Source organism: Rhizobium sp. H4, from assembly GCF_003013335.1.
Taxonomy (GTDB): Bacteria; Pseudomonadota; Alphaproteobacteria; order Rhizobiales; family Rhizobiaceae; genus Rhizobium; species Rhizobium sophoriradicis.
In genome coordinates this window covers 78558-94762 of the sequence record NZ_PSOW01000009.1, presented here as the reverse complement: position 1 = coordinate 94762, position 16205 = coordinate 78558, and the positions used below count along the sequence as shown (strand labels likewise).

13 protein-coding genes are annotated in these 16205 nt (G+C 59.8%); 2 read left to right on the top strand and 11 right to left on the bottom strand.

All coding sequences use genetic code 11. The features are described from left to right. Positions 1–355 precede the first annotated feature (355 nt). Positions 356–1915 (top strand): BCCT family transporter, encoded by a 1560-nt coding sequence (locus tag C4N04_RS15565; RefSeq protein ID WP_106796454.1) that lies wholly within the window; start codon positions 356–358, stop codon positions 1913–1915. 997 nt (positions 1916–2912) lie between these two features. On the opposite strand, the gene C4N04_RS15560 is transcribed toward C4N04_RS15565, so the two are convergent. From C4N04_RS15560 to C4N04_RS15510, 11 genes are all read right to left on the bottom strand, one after another. Beyond that, on the bottom strand, positions 2913–3377 hold the full coding sequence (locus tag C4N04_RS15560; protein WP_040112063.1) for a DUF2269 family protein: 465 nt from the start codon (positions 3375–3377) through the stop codon (positions 2913–2915). Next, positions 3374–4660: an SDR family oxidoreductase gene (locus tag C4N04_RS15555; protein ID WP_086156601.1), complete on the bottom strand. Its 1287-nt coding sequence runs from the start codon at positions 4658–4660 to the stop codon at positions 3374–3376. The genes C4N04_RS15560 and C4N04_RS15555 overlap by 4 nt, the downstream gene beginning before the upstream one ends. A 351-nt stretch (positions 4661–5011) precedes the next feature. Beyond that, a complete protein-coding gene (locus C4N04_RS15550; protein ID WP_077989831.1) occupies positions 5012–5773 on the bottom strand; it encodes a ferritin-like domain-containing protein in 762 nt (253 codons plus the stop codon). A gap of 270 nt (positions 5774–6043) precedes the next feature. Continuing rightward, positions 6044–6748 (bottom strand): RNA polymerase sigma factor, encoded by a 705-nt coding sequence (locus tag C4N04_RS15545; RefSeq protein WP_096762473.1) that lies wholly within the window; start codon positions 6746–6748, stop codon positions 6044–6046. Positions 6749–7026: 278 nt separating this feature from the next. Next, a complete protein-coding gene (locus C4N04_RS15540) occupies positions 7027–8010 on the bottom strand; it encodes a sugar kinase (RefSeq protein WP_096762472.1) in 984 nt (327 codons plus the stop codon). Positions 8011–8029: 19 nt separating this feature from the next. Next, complete coding sequence (locus C4N04_RS15535) at positions 8030–8845, bottom strand: carbohydrate ABC transporter permease (RefSeq protein WP_040112059.1); 816 nt, start codon at positions 8843–8845, stop codon at positions 8030–8032. Beyond that, complete coding sequence (locus C4N04_RS15530; RefSeq protein ID WP_096762471.1) at positions 8845–9783, bottom strand: sugar ABC transporter permease; 939 nt, start codon at positions 9781–9783, stop codon at positions 8845–8847. Before C4N04_RS15530 ends, C4N04_RS15535 begins: the two co-directional genes overlap by 1 nt. After that, on the bottom strand, positions 9783–11111 hold the full coding sequence (locus C4N04_RS15525) for a sugar ABC transporter substrate-binding protein (RefSeq protein WP_106796453.1): 1329 nt from the start codon (positions 11109–11111) through the stop codon (positions 9783–9785). Before C4N04_RS15525 ends, C4N04_RS15530 begins: the two co-directional genes overlap by 1 nt. Before the next feature lie 56 nt (positions 11112–11167). Then, positions 11168–11845, bottom strand: a complete 678-nt coding sequence (locus C4N04_RS15520) for a GntR family transcriptional regulator (RefSeq protein WP_199852472.1) — start codon at positions 11843–11845, stop codon at positions 11168–11170. Positions 11846–11852: 7 nt separating this feature from the next. Further along, positions 11853–12737: a dihydrodipicolinate synthase family protein gene (locus C4N04_RS15515; RefSeq protein ID WP_106796541.1), complete on the bottom strand. Its 885-nt coding sequence runs from the start codon at positions 12735–12737 to the stop codon at positions 11853–11855. Positions 12738–12921: 184 nt separating this feature from the next. After that, positions 12922–13959 (bottom strand): class I SAM-dependent methyltransferase, encoded by a 1038-nt coding sequence (locus C4N04_RS15510; RefSeq protein WP_077989839.1) that lies wholly within the window; start codon positions 13957–13959, stop codon positions 12922–12924. 229 nt (positions 13960–14188) lie between these two features. On the opposite strand from C4N04_RS15510, the gene C4N04_RS15505 reads away from it, so the two are divergent. Beyond that, positions 14189–16135 (top strand): EAL domain-containing protein, encoded by a 1947-nt coding sequence (locus tag C4N04_RS15505; protein WP_096770009.1) that lies wholly within the window; start codon positions 14189–14191, stop codon positions 16133–16135. The last annotated feature ends 70 nt before the right edge of the window (positions 16136–16205 follow it).

The following is a 16205-nucleotide window of genomic DNA, read 5'->3' as shown; positions in this document are numbered from 1 at the left end:
GAAATTTGCCGTCGCAGCTGGCTGGTCTGCTGCGTTTCGCCATCCCCCAGGAACCATCAATTTCACAGTTTTCGCCACATCGCAGCCCAGCTGATCGCTGCAATGAATGTCGGTTCTGTCTAGCAGAGGTCGGTTTTCGACAAGCCGACGGTCGTAACGGAGGCGAGTGGAAACCGGGTGATCTGCTAGTCACATAAAGAAGGCGGCCCCAGAGCCGCAAGGTCACAAAGGCGCGTTCAGCGTCGTTAGCTTTACGGCATTGGCATCATGACTTGGCCTCTCGGACAGGTTCTATCGCGATGCCGATTTTAAAATTCAAAGGGAACGTCAGCACATAAACCTTGGAGGGATAAGCATGTCGACTGCGAACAGACTCCGCAGCATAGATCCGGCGGTATTCTGGCCGGCAATAGCAATAGCGGCCGGGTTCATCTCATGGGGAGCGGTGGCTCCGGAGAGCCTTGCCTCCGTCACCCAAGCTGCGCTTTCGGCGATTATCGGCGATTTCGGATGGGGCTTTGTTGTCTCGACCGCGTTCTTCCTGATCTTTGCCGGGTTCCTGGCGATCAGCCGTTTCGGCAAGATCAGGCTTGGGGCCGATGACGAGGTTCCGGAATTCCGGACGGCTTGCATGATGTTCAGCGTCGGCATGGGCATCGGCTTGATGTTCTGGGGCGTTGCCGAGCCAGTTTTCCATTTTGGCGCACCTCCTCACGGTCTGGCGGCCGCGCAAAGCCGGGAAGCTGCGCTAGTCGCAATGAAATACTCCTACTTTCATTGGGCGCTGCACCCTTGGGCGATCTATGCCATTGTCGGGCTGGCGATCGCCTACTTCACCTACCGTAAGGGCTTGCCTATCCTGATATCGAGCGCATTCACCCCCCTGCTCGGTAGCGCCGTCAACGGACCGATCGGTAAGACGATCGATATTCTCGCCGTTATAGCCACGCTGTTCGGCACGGCGACATCGCTCGGCCTTGGCGCCCAACAGATCAACAGCGGTCTGAATTTTCTTTGGGGAATCGGTGAGGGGACGGGAGTGGCCCTTGCGATCATCGCGGTGTTGTCGGTGCTATTTATCCTTTCGGCAGTTTCCGGGGTGGGCAAGGGCGTTCAGTTCCTGAGCAACATGAACATGGTGATCGCGGCCGTGCTGCTACTGTTCCTAGCCATCGTCGGGCCGACCATCTTCATCCTCAACACCTTCACCGAGGCGCTTGGCGACTATCTATCCGATCTCGTCACCATGTCGTTCCGCACCGCCGCCTTCAGCGACGGTAAATGGTTGGGCAGCTGGACAATCTTCTACTGGGCTTGGTGGGTTTCCTGGGCGCCTTTCGTAGGGGTCTTCATTGCACGCATCTCCAAGGGGCGTACGATCCGTGAATTCATCATCGGCGTTCTGCTCATTCCGAGCGGCGTAACCTTCCTCTGGTTCACGATCATGGGTGGCACAGCGCTACATTCCGAACTGATGGGAGCCGGCGGCCTCGTCGAGGCCGTCAACACCAAGGGGGCCGCCATCTCGCTGTTTGCCCTGCTTGAACAATATCCTGCAACCGCGCTCACCTCATTCGTCGCGATCTTCCTTGTCGCCATCTTCTTTATCTCGGGCGCGGATGCCGCCTCGATAGTGATGGGCATGCTCTCGTCTCGCGGCACGCTTGAGCCCGCACGCGGCGTCGTCGTGCTGTGGGGTGGCCTCGCCGGAGCGTCGGCCTGTGTGCTGCTGGTGATGGGAGGCTTGCAGGGCTTGCAGACCGCGTCGATTATCGCCGCAGCACCCTTCCTCGTCGTGATGGTCGGACTATGCGTCTCGCTATGGACGGCACTGCTGAACGACCTCGAAGACCGGCCTGAGCCACTCTCTCCCCTTTCCGAAGGTCCGCAATTGGCCACATCAACTGCTGAATAGATCACGAGTCTCCCCATCCAGCGCCAATAAACCGCACCTGGTGAAATTCAGGTGCGGCTTTGACGTGGGAGTGTACGGCGGCATAATCGAGTTTGAAGCAGAAACGCACGATGCGAGGCCCATGGTTGCAACCCTTAGCCGGCGAACCCCGCGTCGGACACCGTAACGACAACTACATCGAACGGGCTTGATGTCGGTAGTACCCGGCTATTGCCCTTCGCAGTATGGGCGGCTCCGGCTCGTATCACCGGCTAAGCGTTTGCTTGATGCTGGATCCCGCGGCGCTGGATCCCTTGGCGTCTCTGCGCCGCTGCGGCCTTCTAAAGGGTTCCGTCTCGCCATATTGGCTTCCGGACGTCTCGCATTCCGGCCAGCCGCCGGACCTCAAGCTTTCCGACTTCCCATGATGACGGGCAATAGACGTTCACCTCGATGTAAGCACTCTTGTTGCATTCTTGGCAGACAAACCTCAGGCGGCTCAAGGTGGTGTTCCTATGGAGCTTAAGAATGTCATCCGGCAGAAACCGACGTGTAATATTGCAAAGCCCGCAGCGGATAACCAGTAGGTGTCCTACTTGCCGTGCCTCCTCCAACGACCAGCGCGACAGCTTCTTCGATATGTTCATTTCCGGCATTATCGGTCTCGATCGTAGCTCGGGCCAACCGCGGGCTCATAGCGCCTTCTGTCAGTGCCAACTGCCGACGCAGGTGGCGGATGTCGTCCAGCACTTTGCTCTTGCTGCTGGCATATCGCCCCTGTGATAGCGATTACTCGAGCCCTTCGTCTTCCACGACTTTGCCGGTCGGCTGCTCGCGCATATCCGTGCTCTATACATTCGTTTTCAGATTGGCGGCCGCCTCGCCGATGTTCCTATTATGTTCACATTGCGTGATGAGTCAATAATCAATCTTGGTCAACCGCTTTTGAAGGTGTTGCTGATGTCATAGCGGCATGACAAAGCGCGTCAGCGCAAAGACAACAAGAGCCGCGCTCTCATCAAGCCGGGCGTGTAATCATGAGCCAGATAATTGCCAGGACCGCAGCGAAAGCCGGAAAGCCGAAACAGAACCAGGTCCAAAATAGCTTGTGATAGCGCGCCGGCAGCGGCTCACCCTTCACCACTGCTTGCTTCGCGATATTGCGCATCTCCATCTGCATCCAAACGACCGGCAACCAAAAGGCGCCCGTGACCAGATAGAGGATGATCGACCAAAATATCCAACGATCCCAAAGGGAATAACCGACATGCCAGGCCAGCGCTATGCCGGTGATCGGCTGAACGATCACGGCCGTTGTCGTGAAGACGAAATCCGCAAGCACCACGATCCGCGCGACGGCGGCTACGGTGATCGCATTGCCGGTGCGATGCGCCACCAACATAAAGAAGGCGATCCCCGCGCCGGTGCCGAGAAGAACAGCGGCGCCGATGATATGCAGGAATTTCAGTACGAAATAGATCATCGCTCCTCCAGAATCGCCAGAGCGACCAAGTGTAGCACGAGGATCGGCCATATCTTGGTCAGCGGGCCGAGGGGCTCATTCCACAACTCCGGCAATATTGCCGTGCCGGCTGCTGCATAGAAGAGTGATAGCAGGACAGCTGCGTAGAGGCCCCAACGCGCTGTGCGGCGCAAAGCGATAGCGCATCCGACCACGATGTCTGCAAGAGCTCCGGCAACCACGCTTGGTGCCGCGAGCCAACCTGCGCCGCCCGCCAGCATCAGTTCGACGCCCTCCTCGAAACCCGACGTCAGCGAAATTATCCCGGTCGCTATCCAGAAGAGTGGCAGCAGCAGAAAAATGACCGGCTTCAGAAAGTAGAGTTTGGCAAACCAACGCTCCTGGACCGAAACAGGGCGACGCGCCAAAGCATCGTCCAACGATAACGGCCGGATTCCGGTAGCGGCGGTCCAATCCGTTGGATCGCCCACGGCGCCGCGGACGATCTCCCTTGCGGCGGTGCTTCGAACCGGCGGCCGCCATCCCAGCAATCCTGCGATATCGCCGAGCCGATAGAGAAGGCTGGCGAGCGGGCGGGGCAGCAGATAGCGCTTGGCGGGAGGCCAGCCAAGCCATCTCCGGTACCGCGCTACAATCTCGTCGAAATCAAGCGGTTGCGGGCCGACGATTTCAAGCGAGAGTTTCGATGGGTCTGCTTTGTCGACAAAACGAAGGACGGTCTCCGTGACGTCCTCGAGCTGCACCACCTGAAGTTTCCCGGTCGACGGCATCGCCGGCAGAACCGGCAGAGCGGCAAGTCCCCGGAACAATGCACTGGAACCGAACGCGGCGTCCCCAAGGATCACGGCGGGACGCAGGATCACCCAATCGAGATTCGTCTCCATCAGAGCCATGTCGCCGGAAAGCTTCGTGCGTGAGAACGCTGACGGCTGCTGCCGATCCACCCCGATCGCCGAGAAATGAATAATTCGGCGTACACCGGATTGCTCGCATGCACTGAACAAGGCTCGCGGTCCCTGCGCGTGGACGGCCGTCATGTTGTGCCTCATTCCGTCCTGCAGCGCCCCGGCGCAGTTGACGACCGCATCTATTCCTTCGAGGTGAGGCAGCCAGTCAGAGGGTTCAACCGCCTTTGCTATGTCGACTTCAACCCAGGTGCCGAGCCCTCCATCGGGCTGTTTGCCAGGACGAACCGCGCTGATGACATTATGTCCGCCCGTCGCCAGCCCGGCGCAGACGGCGCTACCAACCAGCCCTGTCGCTCCGATAACCAGAATCTTCATGCTTGCGGGCCTTCTCGCTCAACAGACCCGAACTTGTGCGGACAAATTTCGTTCCAGTGCCAGCCTAACCGCACCCCACATGGCGTCCGCCTCGACATCCGCATTCGCCATGAACGGTTGCGGCTTGTTTCGGCGTAAATCTCCAGGTGCCAATGCCATTGCGATCACTGAAGCCGCCATGAACCAGGTGAGTGCCACGCGGTGGATTGTCAACGAATGACGCGTTTCCCTGCGCCTGTCGGATCGGCGTTTTTGCGATCGACTGAACATTCAGACGCGATGGCCTGCCTTGTCGGGCGCCCCGGACAAATTATAGTCCCCTCGCCTTGAAGGGTAGTCGAACCAACTGGCTCAGGTGGTCTTGAGCGTACCGTTCATCCCTTCCGGATAGAAGCCGCCCTTGCTCACTCCGTCCTTGTCGGTGAGGTAGACGATCCGCAGCACCTCCTGCGGCGTTCTGGTGAACGCGATCGCATCGGGCGTCGAGGGAACGATGTTGGCTTTTCCGTCCGCCTGAATCCCCTGGTCCTTGTCGTCTGACCCGTCGATTTTGTCTCGCGCATCGGAGACAGCGTTGGCGGCCTTCCAGGCTTCCTCTCCCTTTCGGTATAGCGTAGATCGCGCCATTCCCATGTGATAGGCCTCGACCGCCAGGATGCCTGCGGCTGCGGCGAGGAAGTCCTTGTTTTTCAGAACTGTCGCCGCACCGGCATAGGCGGTGACGCCGACATCCTCGAACAACATCCCGCCGAGAACGAAGTTCGTCTCGTTGCCGAAGGGGTCGAAATCCGGCCCGAGGCCTGCTGCTTGCGCGACGGCTTTGAAGCCCGCATCGAAATCGATGGCCGGCCGGTCAACCGCGTCGGTTCCAAGCGTCTTGCGGTAGAAGCGGACGTGCGCGAGTTCATTTTCCGCCACTTCCTGCATGAATTCGCCGATGGCGGGCGTCTCGAACGAGACTTGCTTTCCACCAACGACGTCGCCGGGTTTCGAACCGGCATCGGCTGCGTCGATGCCCTTTCCGGTGGTGCCGCGCAGGTAGTATTCAGCCTCCATATATTCGAGGTTGAGCGCAAAACGGAAAATGTCCTCGTCCGATATGTCCTGTGCCAATACCGGAGAAGGCCGCGCGATTCCGCTCAGTGCCGCTCCGGCACCGAGTACGATAAGTCCCTGAAGCGACTGACGCCGGGATAGGTGAAGTGCGCCGTGCATGGCGGTCTCCTATGTTTGTTGATTCAACACCGCTGTCAGCACCGCGGCACCGAATGCATTTGCCTGACGATTAGATGGTCCGGGCCGCCAAAATATTCCCGTGTCCCGCTACAAAGGCCCTGCGAAAGGAGCCGGCGTAATCTCGGCGTGGACGGCGTCTACCTGCGCTCAGTTGCCGCGTTCAACAGATCCTTTGGAACCAAGGATTGCGAGCCGAGCGAGGACTGATTGCGCGAGGCGGTCGCAACGAGCGCCGGCGAAGAGAAACGTATCCGTGAACACGGTTGCGAGCTTGTCCTCCAGCGCCTCGCGGAGCAGCCGGCGTGCGCGATAAAGACGGGTGCTCACTGTCTGAGGTCGCAATGCCAAAAGAAAAGCGGTTTCCTCAATGCTCATTTCCTCGACGTCCCGCATGACAAAGACGATGCGAAACGGCTCCGGCAAGTCACCGACGGCTCGCTCCAGGAGGCCGCGGATTCCAGCGAGAGCGGCCGCCTCTTCGGGATCAGGCTTGTGTGCGCTGAACGGAGCGACCATGCCTTCGATGACTTTCGCGTCCACGGTGGGTCGCCTTTTCCGGCGGCGTCCCAGCGCCTCGTTCAGCGCGATCCGGGTGAGCCAGGTCGACAGCCGCGCCTCCGCGCGGAATTCGGCCAGATGGGTGAAGGCGTGGATATAGGTCTCCTGAAGTACGTCCTCCGCCTCGGTGTCGTCATTCAGGATGGCGCGGGCGACCCGGTGAAGCCGCTGATTGTGACGCTTGATGATCAGCCAGAATGCGGCGGAGTCTCGATGTCGCGCGTGTTCAACCAGCCCCGCGTCGTCAAGGTCCTCGATTCTCACTGCCTCGGTGGATCCGCTCGGCTTCATCATAGGCGCTCCAGATGCATCAGCTTACTATGAGATAAGCGTATTCCTGCTTTTCGGTCTGCGGCCAGGTGGAGACTTGGGACTCTAGCGGACCAGAGGCCTGCTGACCAAGTAAATCGGCGCGGAGCAGTTCCATCTTCTGGTTTCGGTGCAACTGAGACTAACAGAGTGGTCGCCGGCGATATCTGCTTTCAGAAGCCGTAAAAGGTATAAGCCGCTGTTTTCTCGTTGGTTTGTTGTTTGCTTGTCATTGGAGCTTGGCGACAGTATCGCGGTACGGACTACCGTTCTCGATTTCGCTTGCCTGCCGAGACGGCGCCCACGTCCCAGTCGCGCAGTGCTTCGCAGACTTCCACTCTGGTGGGTGCGCCGATGCGTCCGCCGAACTTCCGGCATTTCAGAGCCGCCGCCATCGATGACAATCGCATCGCTTCTTCGATCGGCATGTTTTCCGCAATCGCCAGCGCAAAAGCGCCATGGAAGATGTCGCCCGCCGCAAGCGTATCGATCGCTCTTACCTTCGGAGCGACAAGACGACGGATGTCGCCGCTTGCATCATCGAACCACAGCGAACCGTTCTCGCCAGCCGTGACACTGATGAAGGCATGTGCGAATTTCCGCTTCAGAAGGCCGACGGTGCCGACGAGATCAGCGGTCCCGGCAAGCCGCTCGGCTGCAGGCTGCGAAAAGATGATGTGGCTGGCGGCCGGCGCCAGCATCTCGATGACGCCCTCGCCCGCAACGTCGCCGTCGAGAATGGCCGGCTTGGCAGCCTTGCCGGCCGCGATCAGCGTCCGCAGCGCAAGCTTCGGCCACCGGACGTCGACAAGCACGGCGTCGAAGGCAGAAATCTCCTGCTCGGTGACCGGCCTGACCGTATCGTGCAGCCGCGCATCGTAAAAGGGCACGATCAAGCGCTCGCCCTCATCATCGATGAGGATCGTCGAGACGGCCGAGCCGGCGCCCTGCACAACCGTCATGCCGCTCGTGTCTATGTCGCTATCGCCGAGATCGGAGATGATGCGTTCGCCTGTGGCATCGTCGCCAACCGCGCCCCAGAGGCTGGCATGGCCGCCAAGCCGGGCGACGGCGAATGCCGCGCTCGACGCCATGCCTTCGGCGACCTGCATCATCTCGTAAGGCAGGATCTTGCCCTGGCCCGTGGGCAGCGAGTGCACGCGGAAGAGGGTATCGAGAACCGCCGCGCCGACGCATAGGACGCGGCGCGCCGGATTGGGCGGCAGGTCGAAGCCAGAGGAAGTCATCGACGGTCGCCTCGCCCGTTCATTTGACGGCGCCGGCCGTTAGCCCCGCCACGATCTGCCGTTGCGCAAACACGGTCAAGATCAGCACAGGCAAGGTGACGATCAACGCCGCCGCTGCAAGCGGCCCCCAACTGACCTGTTCGAAGGAGAGCATGTTGTAGACGGCGACGGGGAGTGTGCGCGTCTCGCGGCTGGCGAGCACGATGCCGAAGACGAAATTGTTCCACGAGAAGATGACCGACAGGATGAAGGCGACGACGATTCCGGGTCTTGCGATCGGCAGGGCGACAAGGCGGAAAACCTGCCACGGCGTGGCGCCGTCGATGCTCGCCGCCTCTTCCAGCTCCATCGGCGTCGTCTCGAAATAGCCGATCATGATCCAGACGACGATCGGCACGGTGACCACGAGGTGGATGATGATCTGCGGCATCAGCGTACCGAGCAGGTTCAGCCACTGGAACAGCAGGAAGAGCGGAATAAGGAAGGACAGGCCCGGCGTCATGCGCGCGATCATGATGACCATGGCGGACTTCTCGGCCTTCAGTCGCGCGATGCCGTAGCCCGCCGGCACGCCGATCAGCAGCGCCAGAAGCGTGGCCGATCCCGTCACCAGCACTGAATTCCAGAGATAGAGGAAGAAATTGTTCTCCTCGAAGACCTTCAGATAGTTCGTCCAGGCGAAACGCTCCGGAACGAAGATCGGTGGATAGGCGCCGTTGTCGATCTCGTATTTCAGCGACAGCGAGATCATCCAAAGGAAAAACAGGACGACCGGCGAGATCATCACCAGCGCGACGAACAGCAGTCCGATGCGATCGAGCGTCTTGCGCTTCATCAGCGTGCCTCCCCGTCGGACCAGTTCACGCGCTGCCGGATCATCATAAGGACGAAGGAGAGCAGGACGATGAGGATGAAGAAGACGACCGCCATGGCCGAGCCGTAGCCGATGTCGTAATAGGCGAAGGCGGTGTTGTAGAGATAGATGTTGATCGTTTCAGACGCCGTGCCCGGGCCGCCCTGGGTCATGGCGTAGATAATGTCGAAGCTTTTCACGGCATCGATGCTGCGGATGATCGCCGCAATCATCAGGAATGGCGCGATCATCGGCAGCGTCAGATAGCGGAATTTCTGCCAGACATTGGCGCCGTCGATCTCCGCACTTTCATAAGGTTCGCGCGGAACCGCCGCCAGGCCGCCGAGCACGATCAGCATGACGAGCGGCGTCCACTGCCAGCTCTCGACCAGAACCAGCGAGGGAATGACGCTGCTCTGATTGTAGATCCATTCCTGCGGGCCGATGCCGACGAAGGAGAGGAGATAGTTGAGCACGCCGAGCTGCGGGTGGTACATCATCGTCCAGACGAGCGCGATGGCGACCGGGGTCGCCATCATCGGCATCACGAATATGCCGCGGATAACACCGCGGAGCGGAAATTGGGCATCGAAGATCAGCGCGGCGAGCGTGCCCAAAAACAGGGGGACGACCACGGAGAGCGTCGTATAGAGCACCGTGTGCCACAGCGACTCCCAGAAGCGCATGTCGGTAGCAAGACGGACATAATTGTCGAGCCCCGCAAAGACCTGCGACTGACCGAGCGTCCAGCTGTTGACGCTCATCCACACCGTAAACACCCATGGAAAGACGATGACGGCTGATATGACGATGAGCGCCGGGATGACGAAGGGCCAGTAGTTGGGAGCAAACCGGTCCGGTTTGCTCCCGCCTTTCGGCGCCTTGGCCACTGCGGCCGTTTCGATGCTTGCCGAGGCCATTATCCCTCGCTTTTCGCCAGGACGGGTTCGAACTGCGCCGTCGCCGCCTTCAGTTCGGCTTCAGGATCGGCGCCGCCGATCATGTTGGTGAGGCCGACGCCATAGATATCACGGAACTCGGTGACCGGAATGATGACCGGCAGGGCGAGCTGCGAGATCTTGCCGGAGCCGACGACGGCATCGAGCCAGGCCCCCGGCATCTTGACGCCTTCGCGGACCTTGGCATCCTCGAGCACGGACTGGCGGAACGGAACGCCGGCGCCGGCCTGCAGCAAGCGGGCGCCCATTTCATGCGAAATCGCCCATTGGCAGAAGAGATAGGCGGCTTCCTTCTTCTGGCTTGCCGCGACGACGCCGAGGCCGTCGCCGAAGGTGCCTGCGGCCTGTGCCTTCGGACCCTTCGGCATGATGCCGTAGCCGACCTGGCCGACGACGCGCGACTTTTCCGGGTTCTCGATCGGCGGCGCAAAACCGACGCCATCCAGCCACATGCCGATCTTGCCCTGCAGGAAAGCCGACTGCGCCTCGGCCCAGTTGAAGCCGGAGACGCCGGGAGGGGCGGTCTTGGTCATCAGCTTCTGGTAAAGCTTGGCCGCATCGATCGCTTCCGGCGACGTCGTGCGCAGCTTGCCGTCGGGACCGAGCGGGCTCGAGCCATAGCCGAGCAGCAGCGACGTCCAGACCGGCGTATTGGCGTTCTTCAGGCCGCGGGCGACGAAGCCGTAGGTGTTGGTCGAGGGATCGGTCAGCGCTTCGGCAGCACTTGCCAGCTCTTCGAAGCTGGTCGGGTAGGCCAGGCCCTTCTTCTCGAATAGCGTCTTGTTCCAGTAGATGATCCAGTAATCGACCGAGAAGGGGAGAGAGCGCAGCACGCCGTCACCGTCCTTGGCGAAGGCAAGCCCGGCTTCAGCGAAATCACTTTCCACGAGCGACGGATCGGTCAGCGCGGGATCCTTGAGGAAGCCGCTGATATCGGCAAGCCAGCCACCCTTTTCGAACTGCCGCTTCTGGACGTGGTAGCTCATGTGGACCACGTCGAAGCTCGGCTTGCCGGAGCTGAGCTCGATCGTCGTCTTCTGGCGCTGCTGCTGTTCGGGCGTCGCTTCAGCATTGACCTTGATGCCGGTGAGCTCCTCGAATTCGGGCAGGTACTTCAGAAGGATTTCGCTGCGCGGGCTTTTGACCAAGTTGACTTCGAGCGTGGTGCCAGTGAAGCGCTTCCAGTCGACGGCAGCGGCGGCCGGGCGCATGCCGAGCATGCTGCTGGCCCCAAGCGCGGCAGTCCCCGCCAGAAAACCGCGGCGTGTCGGATTGAAGAATGATGGCATGTTGATCCTCCTCCTTGTTGCCGGCGATCTCCTCATCCCCGGCTGTTCATTCCCGATTATATCCTGAGCGCACGATCCCTTGCATGATTGATATGTGCGACAAGGCTGTTGACGGCGTCCTCCGCCGATCGTCGTTCGATTGCCTCGAGCACTTTCAGATGCTCGCCCATAACGGGTCCGACGTGACCGTCGATGCGAAAGCGATCCTGGCTGATCAGGCGCATCTTGATCGAATTCACGCGGTAGGCGTTCGAAATGATGGTATTTCCCAGGGCATCGATAAAGGCATCGTGCATGCCCCAATCGACGGCCTGGGCACGCAGCTCCAATTCGTGCGAGCCATCGCCGTTTCGGATGGCCGTGGCAATATCCCGATGCTGCTTCAACAGTCCGGCGATCGTCTCGTCCGACGCCGACCGGGTGAAGAGCGCCACCGCCTCCTTTTCCAGGAACACGCGCAGCTGGAAGGCTTCGCGAATGAGGTTCAAATCGATGTGAGCGATCTGCAAGCCCCGCTGCGGCACCGTCTTGATCAGCCCCTCGGCTTCAAGCCTCGGGATGAGCTCGCGGATGGCGCCGAGCGTCAGTCCCGTCAATTCCACGAGACGGCGCTGCGAAACGAACTGGCCGGGACGCACGTCACGCGCAAGCAGGTGGCGCGTGAAACTTGCATAGGCCTTTTCCCGCAGCGTCGGCTGCTCGTCCGTTCCGTCCATCGCCTCCTCCAGCAACATGTCCGACCTACGCGGCTTTCGACCGGAAAAGATCGTCGAAAGCGCGGGCGAGCTGGGCCTGCCCCTCCCCCGATATTGAAACGAGCGGCGGACGAACCGCAAGCCAGATCTCATCCGATGTCTGATGTGCCACCATGGCTTTCACGGCTGGGACGACCGGAAATTTGAGCAGTTCGTCCACGAATGCCTCGATGCGGGGGTCGTCCTTGCCGTCTTCGGCCATCAGCTTGACGTCGGGAGGTACGAAATTCGCCATGCCAGAGATCGCCCCCTGGCCGCCAAGCCGAACGCCTCTAGCGAGATGGCGTTCGTCGCCGATCAGGATGATGAGGTCGCCATGCGCCTTGAGCAGGCTTTCCGTGAACGGCCAGTCGCCGGAAGAATCCTTGACGCCTGTGACGATGTTCGGAAAGGCAGTCCGCAAGCGGCCGATCAGCGACACCGTCAGCGGGACCATGGTGATCGAGGGAATATTGTAGACGATGATGTCGCGTGCCTGATCGCCCAGCATGGCGAAGACCGCTGAAAACCACTGGAACACGCCCTCGTCGCCGACATTTTTGAAATAGGACGGCGGAGCCAGAAGGATATTCCTCGCTCCGAGCGAAAGGGCATGACCGGCCTGTACCGCCGCATCCTCCACCGAGTCGACCAGCACGCCGGCGATGATGTCTTCCGCCGCGATCCCTGCGTCGAGGAACGCCGCGAGCATGCGCTCGCGTTCCCGACTTCCGATGGATGAGCCCTCGCCCGTCGTGCCGAACAGCGTCACGCTGGCGCAGCCAGCAGCCAGGCACCGTTGCCCCTGCGCAATCATCGCCTCGAGGGCGATATCGCTGTTGCCGTCAAACGGCGTGGCAAGGGCGACAGACAGCCCGAATTTTGTTGGCAATATCATTCCTCCCCATCTAGTGGATCAGGCTTAGCAGACTAACATGTTAGTTGTAAAGACCTGGTGGTGGGACTTAGGGAGCAATGGCAAACAATCCTTCAGTAAAGCCGCTCTGCAGGGTCCGTGCCGCTCTCCTGTGCGCTAACTTGGCGCCAACGCCGTTGCGTGTCGGCCAAAGGGCACCCTAGGACGTTCTTTCGATTTCGCAATAGACAATGCTGCGATTTGAGCCGGACCATACCGACACCTTCACATCCGCCCCAGTCACGCTTTCACCTGCGATCAACCCCATCTCGTGTTCTGACCGCAACAGCAGCGCCCAGTTCATGAATGTCTCCATGTAACCATCGACATCCGTTGCCGGTGAGAAGTTGGCGAAGAGGAACGTGCCGCCGGGCTTAAGCATGCCGACGCACTTCCTGGTCAGTTTGACGGCGACCGCGTCCGGCAAATAGTCATAGAGACCGGCGGCGTAGACGAAATCGAACATTCCGAGCGCATGCCTTCCACCGAGCAGGGATTTGACCGACCCGTTCACAGCCTCGACAGGCGTACCGGCGAAATCGCGGGCTACGGTTCCGACGCTCATTGGGTCCTGATCCAAAGCCACCCAGCGTTTGATCGCGCCGGCGCCGAGCGCGCGCGACAAAGGCGCTTCCCGAAGATGCCCCGACGCAATGGCCAGGATCTCGGTGGAGCCCGGCCGAACCGAAGCGATTTCGTCGACGCGGCGCGCCAGAATATCTCGACGCTCCCTTACCGCTAGGGATGACGAAGCGTTTCGGGTATAGGCGTAGATCGAACGTCCCAACTTGCTCGATGATGCGACTGCGTCCTCGATCTCAGGCCTGCCGTAGATGAAGTCGAGAAGACGTGCGTCGCCAGAATAGCCGCGCGGCTTTTCAAACGACCAGCGGGTCAATGGATCCTGATGCAGATAGTCGGCAACCGGATGAGATTGCGCGATCGGAACGATGACGTCCCACACGTCGGGGTGAAAGCGGCGCCGCAACTGATGCAGGGCGTCGGTGAGACGCTGGATTATCGCACCAGGCTCGACGCCGGATTTGAACTGACGGATCGACAGGTCAAGGCTGAGGGCAAGCTCGGCTTTGGCAACAATAAGGTCGCCGGGCTTTGGCGCGGCAAACCTCCTCGTTGCCTGACGAATTTCACCGGGCGCCACAAGACTTTCACCATCCAAGACAAGACTTCGTGCCATTTCGAGACTCCTTGACCTAGCGTTAAGCATAATCAACCTCGAAACAGGATGCGACTAGAATCTACACGGGATAAGGGTAATTCTACTGTTGCGGGTGGGAACCTGCTTCTCTACGAAGGTTAAATAATAAGACAAACCCGTTGCAGGTTGCCGAACGAAATTCTGGAGGGCGCCGAAGCATGGCTTGCAGTTTAGTTTCGATAGATCGTAGCCGGGCTGGCATCGTTACATGAGCGCGGCTTACCCGACTGTGCGGTGCGATGAATCAACCGACAGCTTTTCATTTGCGGAGGCTTGCAAGTCTCTGGAAGCCGAAAATGATTCTGTCAGAAGGCAAAGCGCACGGCATGGTCTTTGGATCGCCGTCGCCGTTTATGTGTCCTTCGCACTTCCCGACCAGTGGCTTATCCCCGACGTTGCTCCTGTGACGATCGCCGCGCGATTCGTCGTCGCAGTGATGGCGCTGCTGGCTTTCGAAGCCCTGCGACTGGCAAAAGCGAAAATCGTCTGGCTCGACATCACGTGCGCCGCGGCATTGCTTGCGGGCTATTTGGGCTGGCTTTATCCGGCGATCGGCACCCGTGACGTCGCTGCCATGTCTTACTATATGATTTTCGGCGCCATCTTCATGATGGGCGCCAACCTCTTTTTCAGTTTCTCGTTTCGGCTGTCGGTGATCACCTCCAGCGTCGTGCTCTGCGCATTTTTCGTCACGATCGAGACGTATTTCCCTTCCAGCCAAGTCTACAAGATTGCCTTCGGGATGTTCTACATTTCCTGCTTTGTATTCACCTCTTCCATCAATTGGCGATTGAATGTCGAGCGTCGAAGCGTGTTGCTGAATGCGGCGGAGGCGCGCTATCAGCACTGGGAAGCGTCCGAGCGCGGACGGTCGCTGCTCGAGCTTTCAAATACCGACTACCTGACGGGGATAAACAACCGGCGTGCGCTCGATCGACGTCTCGACGAATGCTGGGCCGCCTGGAAAGACGAGGGCCGCGACTTCGTCGTGTTCCTCATCGATGTCGACTTTTTCAAACGCTTCAATGATCGCTACGGGCATCAGGAAGGGGACCGATGCCTGGCTGTGATCGCCAATCTGCTGAAGGCGGTTGTAGAATCGTCCGGCGGCATGATCGGCAGATACGGCGGCGAGGAGTTTATCGTGGTCATGCCGGCCGAAACCCCCTCGGTCGCGATGAGCCTGGCCGAGAGGATCAGGATGGAAGTCGAGTTTCTTGCGATCGCTCATGACGAGCGACCAGATGACAGCGCGATCGTAACCGTCAGCATTGGCGTCGCTTTCACCAGCGAGGACGTTGGAGAGAAAGTTGAACGAATAGTGCGAGAAGCCGATCTCGCTCTCTACAATGCCAAAGCGAGTGGCCGAAATTGCATTCGCAGGTTTGATCCCTCGTTGCCTCGGCCCGACGACAACGCTGGTAAACTCGTCCCGCTGCTGACAGCCGCCATTGACCGCAAACTGGTCTCGCTCGTCTACCAACCGATCTTCGACCTGACGAACGAGAGAGCAAAAGCCGTCGAGGCTTTGATGCGCCTCAGGATGCCGGATGGCACTGCGGTTTCGCCGAGGACATTCATTCCGGTTGCAGAACGAACCGGCGCTATCCTCGAATTGGGCAAGTGGGCGATCGAGACGGCGTGCCGTGACATACTGATGACGGATCGGATGGCCACCGTCAGCGTCAACGTGTCGCCCATACAACTGCGCTCCCCCGGCTTCGCCGCGAGCGTCGCTGATATTCTTGCTCGGTGCGGGGTCTCCGGGTCGCGGCTGGCCTTGGAAGTCACCGAGGGTCTGGACATGGATATGCAGTCGGAGGTGCTGAAATGCATTGCAGATCTGCGGGCTCTCGGCGTCGAAATTTGGCTTGACGATTTCGGCTCCGGCTTCGCCGGTCTCTCTTGGCTGAGGGCGATCGAGTTTCAGACGGTCAAGGTCGATCGAACCTTCCTGCACGACTGCTCCAACCAACGCGGTTTGACGATGCTTCAGGACATGGTTGCGCTCATCCGCAATCGTGGCAATACGATCCTGGTGGAAGGCGTCGAAACTGCTGCACAATTGTCCCTGCTGAAGGATCTTCGCATCGATCGCGTCCAAGGCTTTCATATGGGCATGCCGGTGAGCGCCGAACGTCTGAACGCGGCATAACTCGAGCAACGGTTCCAGAAACCGATATCTTTTGGCGACCGGCTGGGAATGTGTTGCCGAAGCTCCGAAG